At 70.5% G+C, this 20,446-nt stretch carries 20 protein-coding genes and 1 pseudogene; 9 read left to right on the top strand and 12 right to left on the bottom strand.

Annotated elements, in window-relative coordinates:
• The first annotated feature begins 120 nt into the window (after nucleotides 1-120).
• Nucleotides 121-1,593: a UDP-N-acetylmuramoyl-L-alanyl-D-glutamate--2,6-diaminopimelate ligase gene (locus BR98_RS04300; RefSeq protein WP_035840235.1), complete on the top strand. Its 1,473-nt coding sequence runs from the start codon at nucleotides 121-123 to the stop codon at nucleotides 1,591-1,593.
• A 111-nt stretch (nucleotides 1,594-1,704) separates the two neighbouring features.
• On the opposite strand, the gene BR98_RS04295 is transcribed toward BR98_RS04300, so the two are convergent.
• From BR98_RS04295 to BR98_RS04275, 5 genes are all read right to left on the bottom strand, one after another.
• Entirely contained in the window at nucleotides 1,705-2,727 is a 1,023-nt protein-coding gene (locus BR98_RS04295; protein ID WP_035840233.1) for an aminotransferase class I/II-fold pyridoxal phosphate-dependent enzyme, read from the bottom strand.
• The gene (locus tag BR98_RS04290) at nucleotides 2,724-3,857 is read right to left on the bottom strand and encodes a radical SAM protein (RefSeq protein WP_232247236.1); all 1,134 of its coding nucleotides are present in this window, start codon (nucleotides 3,855-3,857) and stop codon (nucleotides 2,724-2,726) included. Before BR98_RS04290 ends, BR98_RS04295 begins: the two co-directional genes overlap by 4 nt.
• A gap of 127 nt (nucleotides 3,858-3,984) precedes the next feature.
• Nucleotides 3,985-4,629, bottom strand: a complete 645-nt coding sequence (locus tag BR98_RS04285; protein ID WP_035842881.1) for a dihydrofolate reductase family protein — start codon at nucleotides 4,627-4,629, stop codon at nucleotides 3,985-3,987.
• 224 nt (nucleotides 4,630-4,853) lie between these two features.
• Complete coding sequence (locus tag BR98_RS04280; protein ID WP_157537387.1) at nucleotides 4,854-6,146, bottom strand: hypothetical protein; 1,293 nt, start codon at nucleotides 6,144-6,146, stop codon at nucleotides 4,854-4,856.
• A 77-nt stretch (nucleotides 6,147-6,223) separates the two neighbouring features.
• Nucleotides 6,224-7,081 (bottom strand): SDR family oxidoreductase, encoded by an 858-nt coding sequence (locus BR98_RS04275; RefSeq protein ID WP_035840227.1) that lies wholly within the window; start codon nucleotides 7,079-7,081, stop codon nucleotides 6,224-6,226.
• 98 nt (nucleotides 7,082-7,179) lie between these two features.
• On the opposite strand from BR98_RS04275, the gene BR98_RS04270 reads away from it, so the two are divergent.
• A complete protein-coding gene (locus tag BR98_RS04270; RefSeq protein ID WP_035840225.1) occupies nucleotides 7,180-7,581 on the top strand; it encodes a winged helix-turn-helix transcriptional regulator in 402 nt (133 codons plus the stop codon).
• A gap of 399 nt (nucleotides 7,582-7,980) precedes the next feature.
• Here BR98_RS04270 and BR98_RS40845 read toward each other — a convergent pair.
• Nucleotides 7,981-8,328, bottom strand: a pseudogene (locus tag BR98_RS40845) (class I SAM-dependent DNA methyltransferase); the annotation flags it as partial.
• A gap of 273 nt (nucleotides 8,329-8,601) precedes the next feature.
• Here BR98_RS40845 and BR98_RS04265 point away from each other — a divergent pair.
• Nucleotides 8,602-9,216 (top strand): NUDIX domain-containing protein, encoded by a 615-nt coding sequence (locus BR98_RS04265; RefSeq protein WP_035840223.1) that lies wholly within the window; start codon nucleotides 8,602-8,604, stop codon nucleotides 9,214-9,216.
• A 93-nt stretch (nucleotides 9,217-9,309) separates the two neighbouring features.
• On the opposite strand, the gene BR98_RS04260 is transcribed toward BR98_RS04265, so the two are convergent.
• The 3 genes from BR98_RS04260 to BR98_RS04250 form a co-directional block, all read right to left on the bottom strand.
• The gene (locus BR98_RS04260) at nucleotides 9,310-9,780 is read right to left on the bottom strand and encodes a hypothetical protein (RefSeq protein ID WP_035840221.1); all 471 of its coding nucleotides are present in this window, start codon (nucleotides 9,778-9,780) and stop codon (nucleotides 9,310-9,312) included.
• 155 nt (nucleotides 9,781-9,935) lie between these two features.
• On the bottom strand, nucleotides 9,936-10,454 hold the full coding sequence (locus BR98_RS04255; RefSeq protein ID WP_035842878.1) for a MarR family winged helix-turn-helix transcriptional regulator: 519 nt from the start codon (nucleotides 10,452-10,454) through the stop codon (nucleotides 9,936-9,938).
• Nucleotides 10,455-10,550: 96 nt separating this feature from the next.
• Entirely contained in the window at nucleotides 10,551-11,528 is a 978-nt protein-coding gene (locus BR98_RS04250; protein WP_232247235.1) for an EamA family transporter, read from the bottom strand.
• 84 nt (nucleotides 11,529-11,612) lie between these two features.
• On the opposite strand from BR98_RS04250, the gene BR98_RS04245 reads away from it, so the two are divergent.
• Together BR98_RS04245 and BR98_RS04240 are read left to right on the top strand one after the other, a co-directional pair.
• Complete coding sequence (locus BR98_RS04245) at nucleotides 11,613-12,503, top strand: LysR family transcriptional regulator (RefSeq protein WP_035840219.1); 891 nt, start codon at nucleotides 11,613-11,615, stop codon at nucleotides 12,501-12,503.
• A gap of 150 nt (nucleotides 12,504-12,653) precedes the next feature.
• Entirely contained in the window at nucleotides 12,654-13,712 is a 1,059-nt protein-coding gene (locus tag BR98_RS04240; RefSeq protein WP_035840216.1) for a vWA domain-containing protein, read from the top strand.
• A gap of 42 nt (nucleotides 13,713-13,754) precedes the next feature.
• Here BR98_RS04240 and BR98_RS04235 read toward each other — a convergent pair whose 3' ends face one another.
• Nucleotides 13,755-14,234, bottom strand: a complete 480-nt coding sequence (locus BR98_RS04235) for a hypothetical protein (protein WP_232247234.1) — start codon at nucleotides 14,232-14,234, stop codon at nucleotides 13,755-13,757.
• A 44-nt stretch (nucleotides 14,235-14,278) separates the two neighbouring features.
• On the bottom strand, nucleotides 14,279-14,587 hold the full coding sequence (locus BR98_RS38965) for a hypothetical protein (protein WP_035840213.1): 309 nt from the start codon (nucleotides 14,585-14,587) through the stop codon (nucleotides 14,279-14,281).
• A 176-nt stretch (nucleotides 14,588-14,763) separates the two neighbouring features.
• Here BR98_RS38965 and BR98_RS04225 point away from each other — a divergent pair, with 176 nt between their 5' ends.
• Together BR98_RS04225 and BR98_RS35990 are read left to right on the top strand one after the other, a co-directional pair.
• Nucleotides 14,764-15,084 (top strand): effector-associated constant component EACC1, encoded by a 321-nt coding sequence (locus BR98_RS04225; protein ID WP_051969288.1) that lies wholly within the window; start codon nucleotides 14,764-14,766, stop codon nucleotides 15,082-15,084.
• A complete protein-coding gene (locus BR98_RS35990) occupies nucleotides 15,077-16,918 on the top strand; it encodes a caspase, EACC1-associated type (RefSeq protein WP_051969287.1) in 1,842 nt (613 codons plus the stop codon). The genes BR98_RS04225 and BR98_RS35990 overlap by 8 nt, the downstream gene beginning before the upstream one ends.
• Nucleotides 16,919-16,963: 45 nt before the next feature.
• Here BR98_RS35990 and BR98_RS04210 read toward each other — a convergent pair whose 3' ends face one another.
• On the bottom strand, nucleotides 16,964-17,956 hold the full coding sequence (locus BR98_RS04210) for a DUF7544 domain-containing protein (RefSeq protein WP_035840210.1): 993 nt from the start codon (nucleotides 17,954-17,956) through the stop codon (nucleotides 16,964-16,966).
• A gap of 293 nt (nucleotides 17,957-18,249) precedes the next feature.
• Between BR98_RS04210 and BR98_RS04205 the strand changes: the two genes are divergently transcribed.
• Together BR98_RS04205 and BR98_RS04200 are read left to right on the top strand one after the other, a co-directional pair.
• The gene (locus tag BR98_RS04205) at nucleotides 18,250-19,041 is read left to right on the top strand and encodes a glycerophosphodiester phosphodiesterase (RefSeq protein WP_035840207.1); all 792 of its coding nucleotides are present in this window, start codon (nucleotides 18,250-18,252) and stop codon (nucleotides 19,039-19,041) included.
• A complete protein-coding gene (locus BR98_RS04200; protein ID WP_035840204.1) occupies nucleotides 19,038-20,417 on the top strand; it encodes an MFS transporter in 1,380 nt (459 codons plus the stop codon). Before BR98_RS04205 ends, BR98_RS04200 begins: the two co-directional genes overlap by 4 nt.
• The last annotated feature ends 29 nt before the right edge of the window (nucleotides 20,418-20,446 follow it).

Genomic DNA, 20,446 nt, shown 5'->3' with positions numbered 1-20,446 from the left:
GGCATTCCAGGCGGCGGGCGGTCGGGTTCTGGTCACCATCGCGGCTCCTGCGCTGCGGCCGGCCCCGCCGAGAGGCCGTGTCGAGCGCGCTGCGCCGGGACTGCCTCTGAGGGGATAGTCGTGGAACTCAGCAAGCTGCTCGACGGGTACGACCACCAGGTTCTCCAAGGCGACCCGGGGACGCAGATCAGCGGAGGAATGAGCTTCGACGCTCACCGGATGGCACCCGGCTCGCTGTATCTGGCGGTGCCCGGTCACCGAGAAGGCGGACCCGAGGCCATCGGGCGGGCGCTGGAACGCGGCGCGGTGGCCGTCCTGGTCGAAGGTGGCGTGCCCGCAGGCGTCACCGTCCCCGACGACGTGTGCGTGGTGAGCGTCCCGGACTCCCGCCGGGCGTCGGCCGTCGCCGCCTCCCGCTACCACGGCGAACCGGGCCGGGAGATGGACATGGTGGCGATCACCGGCACGAACGGGAAGACCTCGGTCTCGTACATGATCGAGTCGGTCCTGCGGGCTGCCACCGGTGCCAGGGTCGGGGTCATCGGGACCTCCGGCAGCCGGGTCGGTGACGAGCCGATCCCGATGCCGAGGACGGTGCTGACCACCCCGGAGTCGCCGGACCTCCAGTACCTGCTGGGTTACATGAGGGACCGGCGAACCAGCAGCGTGGTGCTGGAGGCGACCTCGATGGCGCTGCTGACGCACCGGGTGGATCGGGCGTTCATCGACATCGGGGTGTTCACCAACCTGACGCAGGACCACCTGGACGACCACGGCACCATGGAGAGTTACAAGAACGCCAAGCTCATGCTCTTCCAGGGGCTCTGCCGACGTGCGGTGGTCAACGCCGACGACCCGGTCGTCGCCCAGATCCAGGCGCTGATGCCGGACGCGACGACCACCTACGCCGTGGAGGCCGAGGCCGACTACCGGGCGACCGACCTGGTCGTCGATGGCGCGGGCAGCCGCTTCACACTGCACCACGACGGCAGGAAGTATCCGGCGGCGATCCCGGTCCCGGGCCGGTTCTCGGTGTCGAACGCGCTGGCCACGCTGGCGGCCTGCCACCTGCTGGGGCACGACCTGGCGGCGCTGGTCGGGGCGCTCGACCGGATGCCACCGATCCCGGGACGGTTCGAACGCTTCGTCACCCCGCTGGGCACGTCGGTGATCGTGGACTACGCGCATTCGCCGGATTCACTGGAGCAGGTCCTGTCCACCGTCCGGGGCTTCGCTGCGGCCCGGGTCATCACGGTCTTCGGCTGCGGCGGTGACCGTGACGCCACCAAGCGCGCTGCCATGGGTCGGATCGCCGGCGTGCTCTCCGACCTCTGCGTGCTGACCTCGGACAATCCGCGCACCGAGGACCCCGAGCAGATCCTGGACCAGATCGCCTCCGGGCTCAGCGGCACCGGCACTGTGTTCGAGCGGATCGCCGACCGCCGGCAGGCGATCCGGTTCGCGCTGGCGGCTGCCGGGCCGCAGGACATCATCCTGGTGGCCGGCAAGGGCAGCGAGCCGCACCAGATCGTCGGAGAGGAACTGATCCCCTTCAGCGACATGGACGTCGTCCGCGACCTGGCCAGGACGTAGTCCGCGCGTGCCCGGCTGGGATTCCCGGGGCGGGATTCCCGGGCGGGGTTCCCGGCCCGGGCCCCGCTGCCGCTGCCGCTGTGAGGGGGGCCAGGGGAGCCCGACCCAGGGCTACGTCCCGAAGCCGTTGGCAAGGCTGGTCAGGATGGAGCCGGACCAGCGGCTCTCCCCGAACACGCCGGCCGGCAGGGCGAGCAGGCCGTACTCGCGCTGGAGCGTCGGCGCCGGGATGTCGACCGGGAAGAAGTAGGTGCCGGGAGAAGTCCGGCTCGCCGTGGGAATCGCCCCGAGCACCTCGTCCGGCAGCCGTTCGAACAACCGCTCGGCCCGGGCCGCCAGTTCGTCGCCGACCTGCCGGGGCAGGTCACTGTGCTCGGTCAGCAGACGGTCGGCGAGCCCCAGCTGAGCCGGCGTCGGCGGATCCGCCCGGAACGCTTCGGCCAAGTCCGCCAGTTCGGTTTGCGCCGGGCCCAGCAGGACCACGCCGAACGTGCGGGGCCACAGCCATCCCTTGGTGACCGAGTGCAGCAGGACCGCACGACCGGTGTCCAGCAGTCGCCGGGTGCCGACGGCGAACGGGGTTCCCAGGTCGTAGACGCTGTCGATCAGCAGGTGGCGGTGCGGTGATTCCCGCAGCCACGAGATCACCGCGTCGCACTCGGCCTCGGACAGGTACCGGCCGAGCGGCTTGCTGGGGTTGGCGAGCAGCAGGTACTCGGGCCGGTCGTCCGCCGGCGAACCCGGCAGGAGCGGCGCCGGCAGGAGCGGCGCCGGCAGTGTCGGGTAGGACGCGGGCGCCAGTCCCGCAGCGCGGGCCAGTTCGAAGTAGACCGGGTACACGTCGCTGGGCAACCACAACCGCGCCTGCACGGCGCGCAGCCAGGGGAACAGCACACCGAGCCCGTGCCGGACCCCTCGACAGACCATGGCGCGGCGCGACCACTCCTCCGGCAGCTCGAACCGCCGCAGCCAGGCTCGGGCGAGATCGCACCGGTGCACCGTGCTCAGGTCGGCCGGCGGTGCCGGCCGCAGCGGGGCGAGTGCCCGGTACACATTGGTCTCGGCGGCGTCCAGCAGCAACGGGGCAGCACTGAGTTGCCGCTGCCGGAATTCCTGGAACTCCTCGAACCTCATGCCGCCGCACCTTCCGGCACGATCTCGCTGGCCCGGTCCTCCAGGGAGGCGTAACAGCGTCCGTCGGCCAGGACGTTCCAACTGCGGGCGATCCCGCTGGTGCGTTCCCAGAGCAGGCTGGGCTCGGTGTAAGCGGCGATCCGCATCGGCCGGCCGCCCCAACTGCCCTGGTAGACCGGCGCACCCCAGGGCAGCCGGCTCGCTAGTGCCGCGTCAGGCAACCTTCGCCCCGTCGCGACGCCCGGCACGCACTCTCGCCGCACCGGCCGAAAGCCCAAGTACGTCCAGTACGAGGACTTCCGGCCGGCACGCCGAGAGCACGCACCGGACGCCGCTCCTTGACGGGCAAAGGTTGCCTGACGCGGCACTAGGTCGAAGCCGTGCTGCTCGGCGAACCGGGTGACGACGGAGAGCGAGACCTGGTGCTCCCGGCTCCAGGTGTTGGCGGCGCGGTCGAAGTAGAGCGACTCGGTGCTGGTGGAGACGTAGAGCTCCTTGAAGCAGACTTCCTCGACACCGAGCGCCGCAGCCCACGAGAGGTAGTCGGCGACGCCGGCCGCGTCGGCCACGCCGCCGTGCTGGAGCACGCAGATCAGCCTCATCCGCAGCCCCGGCCAGCGGTCGCGTTCCACCCGCCAGGTGTCGACCACGGAGCTCACCGGTGTGCGCAACATCATCAGCCGCTCGCTGACGGCATCGTCCTGATGGTGCCGGGAGACCGCCAGCACGCTCAGGCCCGCAGCGCTCAGGGCCGCCAGCCGGCCCGCCCGGTCAGCGTGCTGACCCTTCGCCAGGGTGTGCGCGTTGGTGATCAGGACGACTTTCGGGAAGGCGGCCGAGCAGGCGGACACCAGCCGTAGCTGCTGTTCGAACGGTATGAGCGTGGGCTCCCCGCCGCCGGTGATCACTGCCCGCTCGGCGCCCGCCGCACGGGCGCGCTCCAGCCAGACGCCGACCACGTCCCACGGGACCCGGGCCAGCGCCTGGTCGCTGGAGATCGAGGCCGCGGAGAAGCAGAACGAGCACCGGGCCTGGCAGGCCGAGGCGACCGGCAGGATCGAAACCGAGCGCGGTCGGATGTCGGCGTAGCGACGCTGCGCCGATCCGTGCAGGTGCAGGGAGTCCGCCATCGCGTCCTCGACGGTGGTCGGGCAACGGGTCAGCAGGTGAGGGTCTGGCTCTGCACGTCGCCGTACTCTGGTGCAGCCGCATGTGGACCCGGACATCGGTGTGGTACGAGGCACCGTCGGGGCGGCGCTAAGGGCGAGTGAAGGTCAGATGGGTGATGCCGCTGGGTGTCGTCACCGACTCGACCTGAAACCGCTGCTCCAGCCCTTCCAGCCCGTCCCACAGCCGCTCACCGCGGCCCAGGACGATCGGGACGAGGGCGACGTGGAGGTGGTCGACCAGGTCCTCCGCGAGGAACTGCCTGACCGTGGTTGGGCCCCCGCCGATCCGCACATCGAGGCCGCCCGCGGCCTCGCGGGCCTGCTGGAGAGCCTCCTGTGGCGAGGCGTCGATGAAGTGGAAGACCGTGCCGCCCTCCATCTCCAGGGAGGGGCGCGGGTGGTGCGTCAGTACGAACACCGGGGTGTGGAACGGGGGGTTGTCTCCCCACCAGCCCTTCCACTCCTCGTCGGTCCACGGGCCGCGCTGCGGCCCGAACTTGTTGCGGCCCATGATCTCCGCCCCGATCCCGGGCCCCCAGGCCCAGGCGAGGGCGTCGTCGACACCGCTGCCGCCGCGGGTCTGGCCGTGCATCTCGTTGAAGGCGCGGGTCTGAAAGAACCACTCGACCAGCCGAGTTCCGGCATGCCCGAACGGGGCCTCCAGCCCCTGTCCCTCCCCGGCAGCGAACCCGTCCAGCGACACGCTGAGGTTGTGCACTCGAACACGCGACATGACACTCACGTCCCTCACTCGGACTCCATGGTCAAAGCGAGCCTAAACGCGCCCACCGACGTTAGGCCCCGCGCCACAGCGCGGCGCCCGCCCAGACCAGATCCGGGCGGGCGGTGGCGTTCCATCCACGATCCACGACCGGTCCAGGCCCTCGGCCGGCCGCGGTGCCCGGCTGCAGGGCCAGGAGCGGGCCGAGCTTCTGCAACACCCCTTCAGCCGTTAGATCAGCGCAGAACGACGGTGACGCCGAGCTGTTCGAGGAACCGCACAGTGCTCTCGAAGTAGGTGAGCTCTCCGGCCGCATCCACGCTGACCGAGGCCAGGGCCTGCCTGGCTACCTCCGCGTCGTGCCAGATGAGGGTGAACGGTTCCGGGATGGCGTTGCCGCCGCAGGGGCAGCCCTTGAGAACGCCCCAGCACTGGCCGAAGTGGTTGCCGGGACCGGCGACCGCCTCGCCCAGGGCGCACTTGAGGCCGGCGACGTCGGTGACGAAGCTGCCGTCCAGATGGCAGGTGCCGTCTGCGGGCACCTCACCGAGGCTGGCGTTGGTGAACCGCAGCCACTCCTCCCTGCCGCCGGGCGAGAAGCGAGCCCACTCGTTGCGTTCGCTCGGAGCGCCCTCGTACCACGCCTTCCAGACCGGTCGGGCAGCCAGTTGCGGCGGATACTCAACCCCTTCGCGCAGGGAGATGTCGATGAGGGCACTCCCCAGCACGGACGGACGGGACTCGGTGATGTGCAGCGTCAGGCGTTCCTCGGTGCGGATCACCTTGCCCGTGCTGTCCACAGCCCAGAGCTTCACCGGGTCGCCGGTGGTCCTCCGGCGGACGAGCCGCGAGAGCATTTGCTCGGTGGGTTCGCAGCCGATGAGCCGCATCGGCGCGGCCGTCGGGGTCGGCCGGTCGACGTACAGGCCCGCGATCCGACGGCACTGGCCGATCCCGCTGCCCGTCCCGTTGTTGATGTAGGCCTCCGAGACCTTGGGCTCGCTGATGCGGCCAGGTCGGTAGGAGGGCTGGGTCGGTCCGGTCACCTCGGCCTCGACGACCACGTCGACCAGCAGCGGATCGGTCTCGGAAGGCCGGCTGGCGACCACGACGACGTCGTCCAGATTCCAGTAGTGCACCCAGTACCCGCTCCACGAATCCTCATGGTCGTCCGGGAACTCGACCGTGACAAACAAGTGGCCGAGACTGACCGGCTCATGGGCGGACTGATCGATGGCTTTCAGTAGCCGGCCGGTCGGTGCGCACGCGACGAGAGTCAGCGCCTCCCGCCTGGGTATCGGATCCACGAACAGCCCGTCGGCATCGGCACATCGTGCCCATAGCGTCTGCTCGCGGTCCCACTCCTCACTGACCAGCAGATACCTGAGCGGGAGGTCCCGGCCCCAGGCCCAGTTGGCGTCTTCGAACCGCACATCGTCCCTTCGCGAAGCTCCAGCCTGGCTCGACGATACATGCACGGCCTGACCTGTCCGGCGGTTCCCACACTGGGCCGACGGGAAGGGCCGCACCCGGGAAGGGCCGCACCCTCCCCGGGTGCGGCCCTCCTCCCCTGAAACCCGGCGGGATCAGTCCAGTTGAGTCGACGTCAGGCCTTCAGCGCAGCCTCGATCGTGTCGGCGAGCGGAGTGGTCGGGCGGCCGATGAGGCGGGACAGGTCGCCGCTGCCGCCCTCCAGCAGGCCGGGCCTGATGCCGGCGACATCGACGTCGACGAGGATGTCGGCGAACGCTCCCGGCAAGCCCGCGCCGACCAGCACCTCCTTGAGGGCCTCCGGGGGGACGTCGGTGTAGGCGACCGTCGACGCCGACTGCCTGGACAGCTCGGCTGCGTACTCGCCCAGGGTCCAGGCCTGATCGCCGCTCAGCTCGTAGGTCGCGTTCTGGTGACCCTCGCCGGTCAGGACAGCGGCCGCGGCGGCGGCGAAGTCCTGCCGGGTCGCGGAACCGATCCTGCCTTCGCCCGCGCTGCCGACAACGCCGTACTGAAGCTGGACCTGGATCTGGGCGGTGTAGTTCTCGGTGTACCAGCCGTTGCGCAGGAAGGTGTACGTCAAGCCGGAGTCGAGGATTGCCGTCTCCGTAGCCTTGTGGTCGTCCGCGAGCACGAAGTCGGCTGCCGGGCCGCCCAGAACACTGGTGTACGCGATCCGGGCCACACCTGCGTCCTTGGCGGCGCTGACGACGGCGGTGTGCTGGGCGACGCGTTGCCCGACCTCGTTGCCGGAGATCAGCAGCACGACGTCGCCGGCCTGGAATGCGCCGGCCAGAGTCTCCGGCTCGTTGTAGTCCGCGAGGCGGAGTTCGACACCACGATCGGCGATGTCGGAGGCCTTCGCCTTGTCACGTACGACGGCGACGACCTGCTCGGCGGGGACCGTAGCCAGCAGTTCGTCGATGACGAGACGGCCGAGCGCTCCGGTCGCTCCGGTGACCACGATGCTCATGCGATGGGTTCTCCTGTCAACAATTGTGCGGATGCAGGACTAACCCTAGAGCTGGTACTAACTTCTAGATAGTACCCACTTTGAGGTAAGGTACTGGTATGGGAGTAAGCAACGAGTCGAAGGTGCCGCCGATGGCCGCACCCGACGTGAACGTGGCGAGCTGTCCCTCGCGGCTGATCCTGGAGCACGTCACCAGCCGGTGGGGCGTCCTGGTGCTGGCGGCGCTGACCGACGGCACCCGTCGCTTCAGCGAGCTACGCCGCACCGTAGGCGGGGTCAGCGAGAAGATGCTCGCCCAGACCCTGCAGACCCTGGAGCGGGACGGCTTCGTGCACCGCCAGGCGCACCCCGTCATCCCGCCGCACGTCGACTACTCGCTCACGCCGATCGGCGAGGAGGCCGCCCGCCAGGTGTGGTCACTGGCCCGGTGGGTGGAAAGCCGGGTCCCGGACGTCATGGCCGCCCGGGACTCGTACGAGAAGGCCAAACAGGGCCGCTAGGTGTACTCGCCGGGTGCTGCACCGTGCTCGGTGACCTGACCGACCACCTGCCACGGGGTCCGTGTCCGGGCTCGGTTGACGACGTGCGAGCCTTCACGCGGAGCGGGCGGTCAATGGACGGGCCGAGGCCGGCACGTCGATCGGGGAATGGGGGTCAGATGACCGGTGAGAGCGTGATCGAAGCCGCGGTGGCGCGGTTGCGGGCGGCGGGATGCGACGGAGACGCCGAACCTCATCCGCGAGCCGGTGAGCTCGTCCTCCCGGACGGGCAGCCGGCGCCCGACTGCATCCGGCTCTGGGCGGCCTTCGACAACTACTACCCGCTGAACGGCCGCCGCAGCACCATGCCCATCGCCGACCGCGAAGGCGTCCTCGTGGTGGAACCGATGAACAGCGTCCTGCGCCGTCGGGAAACGGCAGCGGGTCGCCCAGGTCCGCGCGGTGCAGAACGGCGTCCGGCCCGAGCCTCTTGCGGGCCAGTTCCAGCATTCCAGCGCTGGAGTCGAAGCCGGTCACGATCGCGCCCCGGTCGCGCAGGGACGCGAACAGGGGGCCGGATCCGCAGCCGACGTCGAGGACCCGCCGCCCGGCCACGTCCCCGGCCAGATCCAGGATCGCGGGCCGGGCGTAGTAGCCGTTGATGAGGTTCGCTTCGGTGCCGGTGTCATACGCCTGGGCGAAGCTGTCGTAGTCGTTGGCCACGGCCTGGCTTGCCGGTCCGGCAGGACTCTCAGAAATGGAAGGCATGCGGATCACCCTGGCAGGACCTGGCCCCGGCGTCCTGGGTTTGGGATGGAGCTGTGACAAGCGGGCTGGACTTGGGACGGAACCGTGACACGGAACTGTGACAGGGAAGCCACGCTCCGGACGACGGCGGCCACCTCTTCGGGCCCCCTACGCCGACCGCGTCGCCACGGGCATGCGTCCTTGGCGTCCAATCCGGCAGCATGACCGGTGAGACCCCGGAAAGTCGGGCCGGTGTCGACGCCACGTGTCAGTGCCTCTTGCCAGGATGCGCGGATGACCTCAACCGGCCACCCGCTCACCACCCCTGACGATCAGCCCCGGGCCCACCTCCATGAGGTGGTCGGCGCCATCGAACCGTGGGACGACCTGGAGCGCGCCCATCTGAAGACCGCTACGGACTGGATCGCCAGCGGAGCCCCGCTCCACCGGGTGCGCAAGCCGGATGTTCCGGCGATGCACCTGGTGAGCTACTTCGCCGTCCTCGACGACACGCGCGGGCTGCTGCTTGTCGCGCACCGCAAGGCGGGCCTGTGGCTGCCGGCCGGAGGACATGTCGAGCCGGGCGAGGACCCGTGGGCCGCGGTGGTCCGCGAATGCCGTGAGGAACTGGGCATCGAGGCCGTGGCATCGCCGATCACCGGCGAGCATCCCCTCTTCCTCACCGTCACCCGGACCCGGGGACAGGGCACACACGCCGATGTCTCGCTCTGGTACCTCCTCCACGCCGACGCCGGCACCGTCATCTCCTACGACCAAGGCGAGTTCGGCGCCATCCGATGGCTGACCGACGGGCAGGTACTCGAGGAGCCGGCCGAACTGCTCGATCCCCACATGCACCGCTTCACCCGCAAACTGCAGCACGCCCGGACCGAGGGGCATCGCGGGTAGCTTCCGGTGGCGGGCTCCTGAATGGAGGGTTGGGGGTGCGGACAGGCTCAGGCCGGGCGCGGCTTGGCGCTGGGTGGGCAAGGTCGGGGTGGGTTAGGCCGGGGATGTGGTGGTGCTGCGCCAGTGCAGGGTGACGATGGTGGTGGCGAGGGCTGTGGAGACGGGCAGGTCGATGCGCAGGCGCTCCAGCCACGGGGCGGCGGGGATCGAGGTGTGGGCGGGTAGCCATTGGGCGGCGAACCACCCCAGCAGGGCCGCCATGCCGGTGGCGGCGATGACGAGTGCGGCAGTCAGCACGGCGCGCGGCGTGGCGGTGGTCCAGCGTCGGGGCTGCCCGCCGTGCCGCAGCCAGGTGCCGACCAGGAGCGCCACCACGGCGGAGGTGCCGGCGATGGAGGTGCAGGCGGCCACGACCAGGTCCTGCTGCCTGGTGACCAATCCGGCGGCGCCCGCCATCAGCGCGGGGGCGACGTAGGCGGTCAGGACCTCGCGCCACAGGGTGAACGGCCGGGACGGCCGGGAGACTGCCCGGGTTCGGCTGGTTCTGTTCTTCGTTGCGGGCATGCTGGCCTCTTTCTCGTTCGTGTGAGGGAGGTGGAGGGCTGTGGCTGGGCTGCGGCGGGGGCGGGCCTACTCGGGCAATATAATTAGGTGGCTAACTATTGCCTCGTAAAAAGGGCCCTGCCGGGAAGGCAGGGCCATAACGGCTGTGAGTCGGGTCAGTCGGCAGCCAGGGCCGCACTGCCGCGCACGACACGGGCTAGCAGCTCCAGGAACACGGCACGCTCGTCGGCGGACAGCCCACCCACCATCGCCTCAAGCCGCCCGAAATGCTCGGACGCCATCTCGCGCAGGCGCTGCGCGCCGCGCGCGGTCAGGATGGCCACCGTGCCCCGGCCGTCCTCCGTGGACGGGCGGCGGGCGATCAGGCCATCGCGCTCAAGGCCGTCCAGCAGGCCGGTGACCGTGGCTCTGGAGACATCGAGGTCGACCGCGAGCTGCGAGGGGGACTTCTCCCCGCCGTGGTCTTCGAGGTCGGTGAGCAGGCGGTAACGCCCCGTCGACAGGCCGAACCTGGCAAAGTGCGCCTCGGCCGCCCGGCCGACCCGCGCGCCCGCCGAGATCAGCCGCACCGCGACCAGCACCGCCTGCGGATCGACCACCAGACCGTAGCGCTCGACCTGCCGCCTGGCCTGGTCCAGCGTGGGCGCCTCGCCATCGATGCCGTCCCTCGTCATGCAGATAATATGGCGGCTAACCACTTTGCCTGTCAAGGACCACAGACTCTCCGGCCATGGCTCTGGTGGGCTCGCGAACGCGTTGCGCCCCCGGACTCAGGCGCAGAGCACCGGCTCCCGGACGGCGCGTTCCGGGATCGTCTCCGTAGCCGCTTCTGCCGCTACCTCCGCCACCGCTGCCGCCTCCGCCGCAGCCTCCCGCCCGCCGGTGCGGGTGGCGCCGGCGCCCGCGATCACCACGAAGACGACGCCGGCGGCCGGCCCCGGGCCGGGGATCTGACCGAGCACCAGGATGCCCATCATCAGTGCGATCGCCGGTTCCAGGCTCATCAGCGTGCCGAACGCGCCCGCGGTGAGGCGGCGCAGCGCGAGGAATTCGAGACTGAACGGCAGCACGGTGCTCAGGGCGGCAAGCCCGAGCATGATGAGGACCAGCGGCCAGGTCGCGTGGCCGAGTTCGGAGGGCGCGGCGACCAGGGTGGCGAGCACGCCGGCCACCGGGAGCGAGACCGCCAGTCCCTTCAGCCCGGTGACCCGGTCGCCGACGCGCTGGGTCAGCAGGATGTACCCGGCCCAGCAGGCCGCCGCGCCGAGCGCGAAGCCGAGGCCGGCCGGGTCGATCCCGCCGTGCCAGGGCTCGGTCAGCAGGACGACGCCGAGAGCGGCCGACGCCGCCCAGACCTTGCGCCCGCCGCCCGGGCGGAAGAGGGAGACCGCGAGCGGGCCGAGGAACTCCAGCGCACTCGCGGTGCCCAGCGGGATGCGCGCGGCGGACAGCATGAAGAGCAGCACCATGCCCGCGGTCACCACGCCCAGCACCGCGCACGCCGCCAGGTCCCGGCCGGCGAAGTCGCGCGGGCGGGGGCGTATCAGCACCAGGACCAGCAGGCCGGCCCAGGCCAGTCGCAGCCCGGCCGTGCCCACGGCGCCGAGCTGGGCGAAGAGCGGTACCGACAGGGCCAGCCCGAGCTGGACGGAGGACATCGCGCCCATGGCCATCAGTGCTCCGCCCTGGGCGGAGCGCAGCTTCGGACGGGTGGCGAGGGGGCGGGCGACGGCTTCCAGCGGGCTCATGGGCATCAGTAGATGACGTGCGCACCGTTTCCGTCCACGTGCCGATCATGGACAATCCGTTCGGGAAAGCTGAACAATGGCCGCATGGACACACGGCGGCTGCAGATCCTCGCGGAACTGTCCCGGCTGGGCTCGATGCGCGCGGTCGCGGATGTGCTCGGCATCACCACCTCGACGGTCTCGCAGCAGATCGCCGCGCTCGCCCGCGAGATGGACACCGCGCTGATCGAGCCCGCCGGGCGGCTGGTCCGGCTGACGCCGGCCGGTCGGCGGCTCGCCGAGCACGCGGTGACGATCCTCGCCGCCGTCGAGACGGCGCACCGTGACCTCGGTCCGGGGGCCGAGCCCAACGGCACCCTGAGGGTGGCCGGCTTCGCCACCGCCATCCGCGGATACCTGCTGCCCGTCGTGGTCGACCTTGCGATGACCAGCCCGCAGGTCCACGTCCTCATCCGTGAACACGAGCCGGCCGAGTCGCTGGAGCTCCTGGCCGCCGATGAGGTGGACCTCGCGCTCACCTACGACTACAACCTGGCTCCGGGCGCCGACGATCCCACGGTCAGCGTGACCCCGCTGTGGACCGCCAGGTGGGGGCTCGGCGTGCCGGCCGAGGCCGAGCCCGGCGAAGGGACGACGCTGGACGTCTTCGCCCGTTTCCGGACGCACGACTGGATCGTCAACTCCCGCAACACGGCCGACGAGGAGGTCATCCGCACGCTCGCCTCGATGGCGGGGTTCCGTCCCCGCGTCACCCACCAGGCCGACAGCCTCGACCTGGTGCAGGAGATGATCGCGGCGGGCCTGGGAGTGGCGCTGCTCCCGATCGGCTTCCCGACCCTGCCCGAGGTGCGGCTCGTCCCACTGGCTTCCCCCGACGTCGAGCTGCGCGCCTACGCGGTGGCCCGACACGGCCGCCTCGACTGGCCGCCGCTCGCCCTGATGACCGACCTGCTCAACGCCGCCGCGAGCCGATGACCCTCGACGGCGGGTACGTGGGGTCTGTCGCGGGCGGGTACGTGGGGTCTGTCGCGGGGCCGTCGGGTGATTGTCCGTCAATCTCCGTTGTCAGAGCCTCCCCATAGTGTGAGGACATCACGCGGGGAGCCTCGGAGAAGGAGCAGGAATATGTCCGCAAACAAGATCCAGCACAAGGTGAATCACGTCGCGCTGGTAGTGGACTGTTCGGGTTCAATGCATCAGCACCAGAGCCAACTCATTCGCGTCGTGGACGAGTTCGTGGCGGGATTGAAGGCCGAGTCGGACAGTCTCGGTCATGAGACCCGGATCAGCCTCTACTCCTTCGACCACAGGGTGGAGAACCTGGTCTGGGACATGGACGTGAAGCACCTGCCGTCCATGCGTGGTCTGTACAAGGTCAACAATGGCGCTACGGCCCTCGTCGAGGCCTCGCTGAAGTCGCTGGACGACCTGGGCCACATCTGGGAGGAGTACGGCGAGCACAGTTTCCTCCAGATCGTGGTGACGGACGGCGAGGAGAACGCCTCCGGAGGTGACAAGCGGCACGACGGCGACATGGCCATTCTCGGCCCCTGGCTCGACCGGATCGCGGCCAAGATGGGTGCGCTTCCGGGACATTGGACTTCCGCGATCCTCGTTCCGAACTCGCTGGCGAAGCGAACCGCCCAGAACTACGGCTTCCCCGCCGGAAACATCGCCATCTGGGACGCGGATTCCCAGGAGGGCGTGGAGGAGGCGATCGGTACCGTCCGCGCTGCCGCCACCAGTTTCCTGCGCGGCCGCGAGAAAGGCGTGCGCGGCACGAAGAACCTGTTCGCGGTCGGCCAGGACCTCTCGGTCGACGAGGTGCGGGCGAATCTCGAACCGATCCCGGCCGACAAGTACCGGCTCCTGAAGGTCGACACGGAGATCGAGATTCGATCCTTCGTCGATTCGCATCCCGGCGTGACGTACGAGCGCGGGTCGTGTTACTACCAGTTGGGCACCCGGGTTCAGGTTCAGCCCGACAAGGAAGTCATCGTGGTCGAGAAGGACACCGACCGCGCTTACACGGGCGACGCGGCACGCAGCCTCCTGTTCGGCACGGGTATCCAGGGGACCGTCTCCGTCAAGGCGGGGCGCAATCCCAGTTTGGAGGTGTACGTGCAGAGCCGTTCGGTGAACAGGAAGCTCAAGCCGAAGACGCGGCTGCTCATCATGTTCTGAAGCGGGGCAACATGTTCTGAAGCGGGACGGCGCCGGCGTGGGTCATTCGATCCCGAGGGGACCGCTGCCCAGGTCCTCACGCATGAGGTCGCGCATCCGGCCCATGGCCGTGCGACGCTGTGCGATCAGGGGCGCAGCCTCGGCGGAGTCGACAACCACGCCCTGGGCATAGGCATCGCGTATCCGGCGCAGGCTGCGAAACGCCTCGTTCCCGGCCGCCACAACCTGCGTCGGGCCCACGAGCCAGAGGCGTTCGCTCGCCGTGTAGAGGCCGGTGCGGCGGAAGGCTTCCCGCACTGCCGCGTCGCGCGCCGACTCGGACATGTGATCGCCCAATGCGACCGCCCGCATCTCCTCGCCCGCTGCCTTGAGCGCGGAGACGAACTCCGTGTACGCCTCGCGCCGCACGTCCAGCGCGCGCCGGCCCTCCTCGCGCCGCCACCGATTGCGATCGGCGATCAGGGTGGCGGTGATGCCGATAGCGGCACCGGTCAGCGTGGAGAGCAGGGGCATCCAGTCCATGCGCCGCAGCTTCTCCGATTCAACGCGGCCGCACCAGTGGCTTTTCAGCTGCGGTTCGTTGTGGTGAGGCTGATCGAGCGGCTCGGACGGAAGCGTGAATCCCGAAGGCGGGCGCTCTGTGCCAGCAGGTGGTGGCGGCTGCCGGGCTGGACCTCGAGGACCAGTGGGGCGCTTCCGGTCCAGGCCCACCAGGAGAGCCGCACCTGGTGGGTCCCGGGGGCGACCGGGAATTCCACCGTGTTGCCGATGCGGATCCTGCCGGCGACCGCGCCGTCGATCAGCACCCGGTACGTGCCCATCGAGCCCTCCAGCTCCACCAAGCGGTGGAGGCTGATGATCCCGTACGCGGACACGGCCCGACTCCTCGCTGTGAACCTCTTCCCGGCGGACAACGCCGGGCATGACTCTACCGCCACCACCCCCGGCCTGATGGAGCTTCAATTCGCCCACGTGCGACGGCTTTTCGCCATCGGCTCTTTGTGGTACTGCTTTCTCCTGATCAGGCACACGACACATGGGGGAACGCGGCATGGTGACGATCGAGCTGTGGGTGTCGGATCCCACCGAACTGCGGGCCCTGCGCTCGCTGCTGGGCCGGATTCAGGGGCTGGAGGTGGTGCAGCGGGCGGGCAGGCCGGCTGAGGGTGAGTTGGGGGCCTGGGACGTCCTTCAGGTGGCTGCGGCCAGCGGGGGCCTGCTGGTGGCGGCCGTCGGCGCGATCCCCGAGTTCATCCGCTCGCGCCGCACGGAGGTGACGGTCACGATCAAGCGGGACGACCAGGAGATAGCCGTCACCGCCGCCAACGCGGAGGACGCGCTGCGGCTGGTGGACAAGGCGCTGAATGGCTGACGCGCTCGACGGCGGGTTCGGCAACTCCCGGGCCGTGCTGGTCGGCGCATGGGACTACGCCGACCTCCCGCAGGTGACGGCCGCCAAGCACAGCTTCGAGCGGTTCAGGAGGATGCTCGGCGGGCCGTTGTGCAACTGGCCCGAGGACCGGATCACGTCCTTCCCGAACCAGAAGTCCCTGGACGGTCTGCCGCACCGGCTGGTCAAGGAGTTCGACGGCGTCACCGACGTCGCCCTGTTCTACTTCGTCGGCCACGGCCAGTACGACTTCAACAACCAGCTCTGCCTGGCCCTGGGAGAATCCGCCACCGATGTCAAGTTCCGCAACGTCACCAGCCTGACCTTCGACCAGGTCCGCAACGCGTTCCAGACCAGCGACGCGAAGACCAAGATCGCCATCCTCGACTGCTGCTTCGCCGGTCTCGCCGTCGAGGAGGACGGCCGACTCTCGGCCGGCCCGAGACTGCCCGCCGCACGCGGCTTCTACCTGATCATGGCCAGTGGCCCGGATACCCAGGCCTGGCACCAGTTGGAGAGCGAGGCGGCCGAGCCGCAGACCTACCTGACCAAGTACCTGATCGACGCGGTCGAGCACGGGATCCCCGGCGAGGGCCAGGGGATTCGCCTGGGCCCGCTGTTCACCACCGTCGCCGACAGGTTGGTCCGGGACGGCAAACCCGAGCCGGGCTCCCATGCCGGCAACCAGGCCGGCGACTTCGTGATCGCCCGCAACCGGGCGGCCGGCCGGCGCGGCCGTGACCTCACCGCTGAAGCCACGATCTCCTTCCGGGAGTCCCTGAACGAGACTCCGGTACTGCTCAGCGTCCCGACCCGCTGCGGCACCTGCGAAGGCACCGGAGGGTTCGGCACCCGCCCGTGCGACAGCTGCCACGGCAGCGGCAACGGGCCGCAGCCCCGTCCGGTCGCTGCCGTTCTACCGCGCGGCGTCGCCGACGGTCAGCGCATCCGCCTGACCGAGCAGGGCTTCGCGGCACCCGGCAACGGTCCGGCCGGCGATCTGCTGGTGACGGTCCACGTCCTGCCCGACCCGGTCTTCGGCCGCGACGACACCCACCTCACGGTCGAGTTGCCGATCACCCACACCGAGCGGCTGCACGGCACCACCGTCTCGCTGCGGTCACCGACCGACGAGTGGGTGGCGGTCCCGGTCCCGCCCGACACCGCCTACGGCGCCACCATCCCCGTGCCGCACCACGGCGTCGACCAGCTGGACGGACGGGGCGATCTCCGCGTCACCGTCACCGAGGCGGCGCCGAGCGATGCGCAGGCCGACGCCGAGCTGCGGCCGCCCGGTGCCGCCGCGACGCGGCCACTGCCTCCCGCGCCCACCGGCGAGGTCACGGTCTTCCAACCGTCAGTGCGCCGACTCCTGATCACCTGGTGGCTGGTGCTCACCTGCGCCGGACTGGTCGTTCTGGTGCTCCTGCTCCCGGCAGTGCTCCCGCCACTGCCTGTCGGCCATTGGGGCAGCCTGCTGGGCCCCCTGTCCGGCACCCTGCTCTTCCCCCTCGTGCGCCGGACCTACCTCCGTCGCAAGCCGCCGCTGCGGATCACCGACGACGGCATCGAGTACGTCCGGTTCGGCTACCTCCCCTGGCCGGACATCGCGTGCGCGTGGCCCGCAGCGCCGGGGCACCCCTGGGTGACCGTCATGCTGCGCCGCAAGCAGCAGTTGTCGACCGGTCAGCCGAGCCCGCTGGTGGTACCGGTCATCATGCTCTCCGACCTGCGCCGCCGCCCCGAGTCGGTCACGGACGCGATGCGCCGACACTGCCCCAGTCTGGTCATCAACTCCCGCCAGTCCGGGCGGTGAGGGACCTGAGGGTGCGCCGACCGAAGTGACCAGGCGTCAGCTGCCTCAAAGGCCGTGAGTGCCCGCCGGGCCGGCGGTCGCGGCGACGATCCTCGGCCCGAGGTCCTCCAGCCGCAGCCGCCGGTCGAGGTACAGCAGCCCGCAGGTCAGCGGAGCCAGCGGTGCCCGGACCGCCATCAGCAGGGCGACAACCATGCAGACGGCGACGACCAGCAGCGTGACGCCGGCGGGGGAGGGCCAACTGGTGGGCTCGGCCTGCCCGCTGTCGAAGGCGTCGGAGGGCAGGAACCGGGACACCGCCATCCCCAGAACGGTCATGCCGGCCCGGACGACCACCTCACCGAGCAACCCGACCACCCAGGGGAATCCCAGACTGCGCCACCAGGCACCGCGGTTGAGCCGCCAAGCGCGCCGGAGCGCAGCCACCGGACGCTGCTCCTCGAAGACCAGCACCGGCACCACCAGGACCAGCCGCACCCCCAGGTAGACGGCGCCGACCAGGCCAGGGATCAGCAACAGCAGACCGTAGGCGGCTGCCGTGAGACCGGCGAGGAGGAAGAGCAGGACGCTGGGCAGGGCGGAGGCGACCAGGATCCCCAGCGATGCCGCAGTAACCAGGAGTTGGACGCCGAGCACGCGCCCGAGGTGCGCCCGGGATCGCGTCCACGCCTGACGGAACGTCAACTGGCGCCCCAACACCGCGTGGTACAGGACGACGGTGCTGACCGTCGTGGCGACGGCAGAGGCGACAGTGGCCAGGAGAAGCAGGAGCACCAGGAGCGCCACCGCGGCCAGCGTCAGGTGCGTGAGCTGCTGGTCGGGGATCCGCCCGGAGGTCGGCAGCGGACCGACCTCCGCGTAGGCCAGGCCGACGCAGCCGCCGAACACCCCGGCGCAGCCGAAGGCCACCAGCAGCAGCGGGTAGTAGAGGGAGCCCGGATAGCGGCGAATGGTGGCGAGGACCCCGGTGACGATGTCCCCCAGGTCGAGTGGGCGCAGCGGTACCGTCCCCGGCTTCGGCGCAGGTGGCGCGACCACCCAGCCGTTCGTGAGCCACGGCCCCAGCGGCCTGCCGCCGGCGCCAAACGCCTGTTGTCCCCCGGGTGTTGTCATGGTGATCCGACCCTCCCGCCGCGGCCGCGCGCCGCGCCCCGGTCGAGCCTAGGGCATGTCCACGACTCGGGACGAGACATGCGAGGGCGGCTGATCCAGGGTCCGTCCGGTCGATCTTGTCGGGCGGGGCCACCGCTCGCCGGGCCGGGGCGCTACAGTTCCTCGTCCCGCTCTGACACCTTCGTCACCACCCTCTCGCAAGAACCTCGGAGCCCGAGATGCACCCCTTCCTCGACCACCGAGGGCCGCTGGCCTTCGCCCACCGGGGAGGTGCGCTCGGCCACCCCGAGAACTCGCTCGCCGCGTTCTCGGCCGCCGTCGAGCTCGGCTACCGGTACCTGGAGACGGACGTGCACGTCACCGCCGACGGCGTGCTGGTGGCCTTCCACGACTCCCGCCTCGACCGGGTCACCGACCGGGCCGGGGCCGTCGCCGAACTGCCCTGGCGCACGGTCGGCGAGGCCCGGATCGGTGGTACCGAGCCCGTCCCGCTCCTGGAGGACCTGCTCGGCGAGTTCCCCCAGGCCCGTTTCAACATCGACGTCAAGGCGGCCGCGGCCGTGCGGCCGCTGGTCGAGGCGATCCGCCGCACCGACGCCTGGGACCGGGTCTGCGTCGGCGGATTCTCCGACAGCCGCCTCGCCGCCGTCCGCGAAGCCGCCGGCCCCCGGCTGGCCACCTCGCTCGGCCCGCGCGAGGTGGCACGGCTGCGGCTGCGCTCGCTGGCCGGGCCGCTGCTCCCGGGCCGAGGGGCGTCGTGGTCGGGGGTCTGCGCGCAGGTTCCGGAGCGGCACCGGGGCGTCCGGGTGGTCGACGGGGCCTTCGTCCGCACCGCCCACCGCCTCGGCCTGCAGGTTCACGTCTGGACTGTGGACGACCCCACACGGCTCAGGGCTCTCCTCGACCTGGGTGTGGATGGCATCATGGCCGATCGCATCGACGTCCTGCGGGACGTCCTCGAGGAGCGCGGCTGCTGGACCGACGGAAACACGGTGATAGGAACCTCATGAACACGGCGACCCACCTGCCCGACCACCCGGCGGCCGCCACCGACACCCGCGCCCTGCGCCGGATGCAGTTCGGCTGGTACATCAACGACTGGGCCAACGCCGCCTTCTCGGCCACGGTCCTGACGGTGTTCCTCGGGCCCTACCTCACCACCGTCGCCAAGAACGCCGCCGATGCGGGCGGCAACGTCCACCCGCTGGGCCTGACGGTGCGCGCCGGGTCGTTCTTCCCGTACACCGTCTCCCTCTCCGTGCTGGTCTCGGTCGCGGTGATGCTGCTGGCCGGCACGGTCGCCGACCGCACCGGGCGGCACAAGGAGTTGATGTGCGGCTTCGCGTACGTCGGCGCGGTCGCCACCATGGGGATGTTCTTCCTCAGCGGCAACCGCTACCTGCTCGGCGGCGCGCTGCTGGTGATCTCCAACATCGCTTACGCCGTGTCGGTCGCGCTCTCCTACGCCTACCTTCCGGGCCTGGCCGCCCCCGACGAGCGTGACGCGGTCTCCTCCAAGGGCTGGGCCTACGGCTACGCGGGCGGCGGACTGCTGCTGATCGCCAACCTGGCGCTGTTCGAGAAGGCCGACGCGCTCGGCCTGTCCTCCGGCACCGCGGTGCGGATCTGCCTGGCCTCGGCCGGTCTGTGGTGGGCGCTGTTCACCATCGTCCCGCTGCTGCGGCTGCCCTCCCGCGCCGGTGCGGCCCCCAGCACCGCCACCGCCACGCCCGACCGGCCCGCCGCCGGCAGTCTGCGCGAACTCGCCCGCACCCTGCGCGGCATGCGCCGCTACCCCCTCACCCTGCTCTTCCTGGGCGCCTTCCTCTGCTACAACGACGGCATCCAGACCGTGGTCTCCCAGGCCTCGCTCTACGGCAGCGAGGAACTCGGCATGGACCAGACCTCGCTGGTCGCCGCCATTCTGCTGGTCCAGATCGTGGCGATCGGCGGCGCGCTGCTCCTCGGCCGGATCGCCAGCCGGTACGGCGCCAAGCGGACCGTCCTCGGCTCCCTGGTCGGCTGGGTGATCACCCTCGCCCTGGGCTACCTGATGCCCGCCCACCAGCCCGCCTGGTTCTTCGCCCTGGCCGCCATGATCGGACTGGTGCTCGGTGGCAGCCAGGCCCTCTCCCGCTCGCTGTTCTCCCACCTCATCCCGGCCGGCCGGGAGGCCGAGTACTTCAGCGTGTACAAGGTCAGCGACCGCGGCACCAGCTGGATGGGACCGCTGGTCTTCGGCCTCGCGTACCAGATCACCGGCAGCTACCGCTCGGCGATCATCTCGCTGCTGGTGTTCTTCGTGATCGGCTTCGCCGTGCTGGCGAAGGTCCCCGTCCGCCGCGCCATCGAGGCCGTCGGCAACCCGGTGCCCGAGCGCCTCTGACGAACCCTGGAGCCGGCCCGCTCACTGAC

It is taken from the genome of Kitasatospora azatica KCTC 9699 (assembly GCF_000744785.1).
GTDB lineage: Bacteria > Actinomycetota > Actinomycetes > Streptomycetales > Streptomycetaceae > Kitasatospora > Kitasatospora azatica.
This window is presented reverse-complemented; position numbering and strand designations above follow the sequence as displayed.

Coding starts and splice junctions, on each gene's coding strand:
- BR98_RS04295 (WP_035840233.1), bottom strand. CDS start 2,727: ATGAGGTTCGAGGAGTTCCAGGAATTCCGGCAGCGGCAACTCAGTGCT.
- BR98_RS04290 (WP_232247236.1), bottom strand. CDS start 3,857: ATGGCGGACTCCCTGCACCTGCACGGATCGGCGCAGCGTCGCTACGCC.
- BR98_RS04285 (WP_035842881.1), bottom strand. CDS start 4,629: ATGTCGCGTGTTCGAGTGCACAACCTCAGCGTGTCGCTGGACGGGTTC.
- BR98_RS04275 (WP_035840227.1), bottom strand. CDS start 7,081: ATGAGCATCGTGGTCACCGGAGCGACCGGAGCGCTCGGCCGTCTCGTC.
- BR98_RS04270 (WP_035840225.1), top strand. CDS start 7,180: ATGGGAGTAAGCAACGAGTCGAAGGTGCCGCCGATGGCCGCACCCGAC.
- BR98_RS04265 (WP_035840223.1), top strand. CDS start 8,602: ATGACCTCAACCGGCCACCCGCTCACCACCCCTGACGATCAGCCCCGG.
- BR98_RS04260 (WP_035840221.1), bottom strand. CDS start 9,780: ATGCCCGCAACGAAGAACAGAACCAGCCGAACCCGGGCAGTCTCCCGG.
- BR98_RS04255 (WP_035842878.1), bottom strand. CDS start 10,454: ATGACGAGGGACGGCATCGATGGCGAGGCGCCCACGCTGGACCAGGCC.
- BR98_RS04250 (WP_232247235.1), bottom strand. CDS start 11,528: ATGAGCCCGCTGGAAGCCGTCGCCCGCCCCCTCGCCACCCGTCCGAAG.
- BR98_RS04245 (WP_035840219.1), top strand. CDS start 11,613: ATGGACACACGGCGGCTGCAGATCCTCGCGGAACTGTCCCGGCTGGGC.
- BR98_RS04240 (WP_035840216.1), top strand. CDS start 12,654: ATGTCCGCAAACAAGATCCAGCACAAGGTGAATCACGTCGCGCTGGTA.
- BR98_RS04235 (WP_232247234.1), bottom strand. CDS start 14,234: ATGGACTGGATGCCCCTGCTCTCCACGCTGACCGGTGCCGCTATCGGC.
- BR98_RS04225 (WP_051969288.1), top strand. CDS start 14,764: ATGGTGACGATCGAGCTGTGGGTGTCGGATCCCACCGAACTGCGGGCC.
- BR98_RS35990 (WP_051969287.1), top strand. CDS start 15,077: ATGGCTGACGCGCTCGACGGCGGGTTCGGCAACTCCCGGGCCGTGCTG.
- BR98_RS04205 (WP_035840207.1), top strand. CDS start 18,250: ATGCACCCCTTCCTCGACCACCGAGGGCCGCTGGCCTTCGCCCACCGG.
- BR98_RS04200 (WP_035840204.1), top strand. CDS start 19,038: ATGAACACGGCGACCCACCTGCCCGACCACCCGGCGGCCGCCACCGAC.